Here is a 4,199-nt window from a genome sequence, read left to right as displayed (position 1 = left end):
CGGGGTGTGGCTCAGCTTGGCTAGAGCGCCTGGTTTGGGACCAGGAGGTCGCAGGTTCGAATCCTGTCACCCCGATTCTTACAAATATGCGCGAGTGGCTCAGTTGGTGGAGCGCGACCTTGCCAAGGTCGAGGCCGCGGGTTCGAGTCCCGTCTCGCGCTCTTTTTTATTATTGCGGAAGCTTTGATTCATCAGGGTTTCCGCTTTTTTGCATTTTCATTTTTATGTAGACAGTTGTAGACACCTGAAGACAATATATACGCTTACAGACTGTTTAAAAGCAATTTGTTGGAATAAATGTATCGTAGAATAAAAGGAGGAAACCAAATGAGCAAAGTATTAATTCTAAACGGAAGTCCACGTGTGAACGGCAACACATCCATTGCCATCCGGGAAATGGAGAATGTATTTCGAAATAGTGGGGTAGAGGTAACAACCATACAGATTGGAAATAAAGATATCCGGGGCTGTATTGCCTGTAACCAGTGCAGCGAAATTGGAAAATGTGTGTTTGATGATATCGTAAATGAGCTGGCACCTCTCTTTGAGGCGGCGGATGGTCTGGTGATTGCCAGTCCGGTCTACTATGCATCGGCTAATGCGACGCTGATTGCCTGTCTTGACCGCTTGTTTTACAGCACGTCCTTTGATAAGAGCATGAAGGTGGGTGCCAGTGTAGTCTGTGCACGCAGAGGCGGCTGCTCAGCGACTTTTGATGAATTGAACAAATTTTTTACCATCAGCAATATGCCGATCGCATCCAGCAGATACTGGAACAGTATTCACGGCTGTGAGAAAGGGGAGGCAGAGATGGATGAGGAAGGCAAGCAGACGATGCGGATGCTTGCAAAGAATATGACATTTCTTATGAAGTCCATCGAGCTTGGCAAGAAAGAATATGGTCTTCCGGAACAGGAGGAGCGGACGGCGACGAATTTTATTCGGTAAGTTTAAGGGAATCAGAGCATTTTTGATAATGTAGTCCATGCGCCGGCTGGATGGAGATACGATTTCGAAAATGAGATCGGGAGCGCCGGAACAGCCGCGGTCGGTCAATTTATTCGGCTCACAGATAAGAGAGATATCAGGCTCAACCTAATCTTTATCATCCGAATCCAGATTGACGGCGAAAGGAGGCGGATAAACGCGGCATTTTCCGCCGTTGGACTCGATATAATTTCTAAGAAGGCGGGAAATCTGGTAGGAAATTTCCTGATGAATCCGGCTCGGATGTGCCATATTATAAAATTGCCCGTCGATCAGCTCTGCACGCTGCCCGTCGGGCAAATTCCAGTAATCTTTTAAATATAGGTATACCTATAGCTAAAAGTATATTACAGGAAGAAATTATTTTCAATCATCCGTACGTATTCGCAACCAATCCCAGATAACCTCAGCGTCGTATCCGGTCATATGGATAATGATGACCTGATGATCGCGAACCGTCTCATACGGAAGTTTACTGGAACCGTCATGCATCCATCACAGGAAAAGGCTGTGTATGAGGGGAGATTCCCGGGGGATTTTGAGCGGAAATATGGTTGGATGGCAAAAGTTCACGCGCCATTTGGATAAAATCCTGCATGACAGGAGACAGAAACTTGCTCTGATGCCACGCCAGATGAACGGTATTTTGAAAAGAAAAATCCGAAAAATAGATCCGGGAAATGGTACTGAGTCTCAGCTCAGCTTCGAGCATAGCGCTTGGCAGAATTGTGACGCCAAGCCCCAGGCGGACGGCTTCGAGAATGGCCTCTTGTGAGGTACTTTCCCAGGCAGGGGTGACCTCACAGCCGGTCTGGCGGATGGCATTTTGAAATACTTCATAGGAGGTGCTGCCGACTTCGCGGAAGAGTAGCGGTTGTTTCATAAATGTATTGATGGAAACGGTTTTTCCTGCCATCGGGTGTCCCGGCGCGCAAATGGCGGTGTAGTGTTCCTGAAACAGGGGAGTCAGGGCAATCTGTTCGGAGTGGATGGTTCCGCCGACGATTGCAAGATCTAGCGCCCCATTTAAGAGCATGGCTTCCGTCTGTGCGGTCGTCTGTATATGGACCTGCGTGTGCACCTGGGGATATGTCTCTTGAAATAGCTGCATGAAACGTGGCAGATAGGAAATCCCCACGTTGGTGCTGGCACCGATGCGGAGAACTCCGCTGATTCCGGAATTGGAAAATGCCAGTTCCATTTCATCGTACATCTGGATAAAATGACGTGCATAGTCGAGAAAACGCCGCCCTTCGCCGGTAATTCGCAGACGCTGGTTGATCCGGTCGAAAAATAATGTTCCGTAGTGTTCTTCGAGCTCCCGGACGGCGGTGCTGACGGTTGGCTGCGTCAGGTAGAGATTGCGTGCCGCCTGTGTAATGCTTCCGGCGGATGCTACTTCGATAAAAATTCGGAAATGCCGCAGTGTCATGAAAACTCCTTTCCTGAATGTTTCATAAGGAGTGGGAAACATTCGTATTTGTATGTTTGTCCTACTTTTTTCCTGCCGTCAGAAATATTATTTTTGACGGCGTTGCTTTTATAGAGAATCATAGATATTTTAATAAGAACTATATATAAATTATAGTAATTTTAAAATGAATTGGCAAGTGTTATAATGGGCACAGAAAAAGGAATGTTGTTTTGCGTGAAGGAGAACTGGGAGAGACAAAAGATAAAATAGAAAAAGGGGGAATGGCAGATGAAACAGAAGCATCAACTGCTGGTTTTATTTTTAAAAACACTTTATATCAGCGCATTTACATTCGGGGGCGGTTTCGTCATTGTGACATTTATGAAGAAGTGTTTCGTGGATGAGCTTCACTGGATTGATGAACAGGAAATGCTTGATTTTACCGCACTGGCACAGTCCTGTCCGGGCGCGATTGCGGTAAATGGGGCAATTTTGGTTGGTTGGAAAGTATATGGGTTTGCCGGAATGGTGGTGGCAGTCATCGGAACGATTCTTCCGCCGATGGCGATTCTGGCGGTTTTATCCGTCTGTTACGCCGCGTTTGCGTCGAACGTCTGGGTGGCAGCAGCACTAGAGGGAATGCGAGTCGGCGTGGCGGCTGTGATTCTGGATGTTTCCTGTGGGCTGGGAGTGAATGTTCTGAAGGGAAAAAAGCTGTATTCAATTGCAATCATGGTAATTGCGTTCCTGGCTGATTTTGTGCTGGATGTGAATGTAATCTATATCATTGCGGCGGGTATTCTGGCGGGAACGATTCGATTTATCTGGATGAGAAAACGTGAGCAGACGGCCGGTGCGGTATAGAGGGGGAGAATAGATATGATCTATATACAATTATTTTTGAGCTTTCTGCAGATAGGGCTTTTCAGCGTGGGCGGCGGCTACGCGGCGATTCCACTGGTACAGAGCCTGATTGTGGAACGACAGGGATGGATCACGATGACGGAGTTTACGAATCTTATCACGATCGCGGAAATGACGCCGGGACCGATTGCGGTCAATTCAGCAACCTTTGTCGGAATTCGGATAGCGGGACTTCCGGGGGCGGTTGCGGCAACCTGGGGATGTATTTTCCCATCTTGTATCATTGTATCGGTATTGGCATACATATATCGGCGTTACCGTGGCGGCTCTGCGATGGGAAGTATTTTAGGCAGTCTTCGCCCAGCGGTAGTGGCGCTGATCGCAGGTGCTGGACTTTCGATGCTACTGGCAGCAGTTCTTCCAGAGATAAATGGGGAGAGGATGATCCAGTGGGGCAGTCTGGTTCTTTTTTCGGCAGCTTTTATAGCGCTCCGTAAATGGAAACTGAACCCAATTCTTGTGATGTGGGTCTGCGGCGGTGTCAGCCTGGCAGTTAAATTGATTGAGAGGTAGTATAGGAATAGGTAATAGATATAAATGAGAGTGTAGATGGAGATTGAAAGCGGTATTTATGAATGGATGGAAATGGCATCGGATTCTTTTGATTCGATGCCATTTCCGGGATTAGGGGAAATAGATGCATAGACTTCAAATAGTTAGAATATTCTAAAAAATCACAACAAAATAAAAAGAATAACAAATATAGAAAAATCGTTGACAATCCTTGGAAACTCTGGTATCATAACATACGTCCTTAAGACAAGGGCAAATCAATCGAGGAAATAAGAGCGGAAACGCAAACGGGTTTCTAAGAAAGATTAAAAATAAAATAAAAAAGTTGTTGACAAAGTCAATTGCTTATGATAGTATAAAT

General features: G+C 46.4%; 5 protein-coding genes and 2 tRNA genes. 5 read left to right on the top strand and 2 right to left on the bottom strand.

The window, feature by feature from the left end; translation table 11 throughout:
• The 3 genes from DWZ45_RS14380 (at nucleotide 1) to DWZ45_RS14370 (ending at nucleotide 948) form a co-directional block, all read left to right on the top strand.
• Nucleotides 1-75 (top strand) — tRNA-Pro (locus DWZ45_RS14380).
• A gap of 13 nt (nucleotides 76-88) precedes the next feature.
• Nucleotides 89-161 (top strand) — tRNA-Gly (locus DWZ45_RS14375).
• Nucleotides 162-327: 166 nt separating this feature from the next.
• Entirely contained in the window at nucleotides 328-948 is a 621-nt protein-coding gene (locus tag DWZ45_RS14370; protein ID WP_118469527.1) for a flavodoxin family protein, read from the top strand.
• Nucleotides 949-1,095: 147 nt separating this feature from the next.
• Here the strand turns inward: DWZ45_RS14370 and DWZ45_RS14845 are convergent, their stop codons facing one another.
• Both DWZ45_RS14845 and DWZ45_RS14360 read right to left on the bottom strand, forming a co-directional pair.
• Nucleotides 1,096-1,287, bottom strand: a complete 192-nt coding sequence (locus DWZ45_RS14845; protein ID WP_338126584.1) for a Uma2 family endonuclease — start codon at nucleotides 1,285-1,287, stop codon at nucleotides 1,096-1,098.
• A 184-nt stretch (nucleotides 1,288-1,471) separates the two neighbouring features.
• Nucleotides 1,472-2,419, bottom strand: coding sequence for a LysR family transcriptional regulator (locus DWZ45_RS14360; protein ID WP_182426690.1), 948 nt, complete (start codon nucleotides 2,417-2,419; stop codon nucleotides 1,472-1,474).
• A 270-nt stretch (nucleotides 2,420-2,689) separates the two neighbouring features.
• Between DWZ45_RS14360 and DWZ45_RS14355 the strand changes: the two genes are divergently transcribed.
• Nucleotides 2,690-3,265, top strand: a complete 576-nt coding sequence (locus DWZ45_RS14355; RefSeq protein WP_118469525.1) for a chromate transporter — start codon at nucleotides 2,690-2,692, stop codon at nucleotides 3,263-3,265.
• A gap of 15 nt (nucleotides 3,266-3,280) precedes the next feature.
• Nucleotides 3,281-3,838: a chromate transporter gene (locus tag DWZ45_RS14350; protein WP_118469524.1), complete on the top strand. Its 558-nt coding sequence runs from the start codon at nucleotides 3,281-3,283 to the stop codon at nucleotides 3,836-3,838.
• Nucleotides 3,839-4,199 lie beyond the last annotated feature (361 nt).

Source organism: Clostridium sp. AF32-7AC (assembly GCF_003477925.1).
Lineage (GTDB): Bacteria > Bacillota > Clostridia > Lachnospirales > Lachnospiraceae > Otoolea > Otoolea fessa.
This window is presented reverse-complemented; position numbering and strand designations above follow the sequence as displayed.

What these genes read in the sequence shown, in the direction of transcription:
- DWZ45_RS14370 (WP_118469527.1), top strand. Translation starts at nt 328, where the DNA reads ATGAGCAAAGTATTAATTCTAAACGGAAGTCCACGTGTGAACGGCAAC.
- DWZ45_RS14360 (WP_182426690.1), bottom strand. Translation starts at nt 2,419, where the DNA reads ATGACACTGCGGCATTTCCGAATTTTTATCGAAGTAGCATCCGCCGGA.
- DWZ45_RS14355 (WP_118469525.1), top strand. Translation starts at nt 2,690, where the DNA reads ATGAAACAGAAGCATCAACTGCTGGTTTTATTTTTAAAAACACTTTAT.
- DWZ45_RS14350 (WP_118469524.1), top strand. Translation starts at nt 3,281, where the DNA reads ATGATCTATATACAATTATTTTTGAGCTTTCTGCAGATAGGGCTTTTC.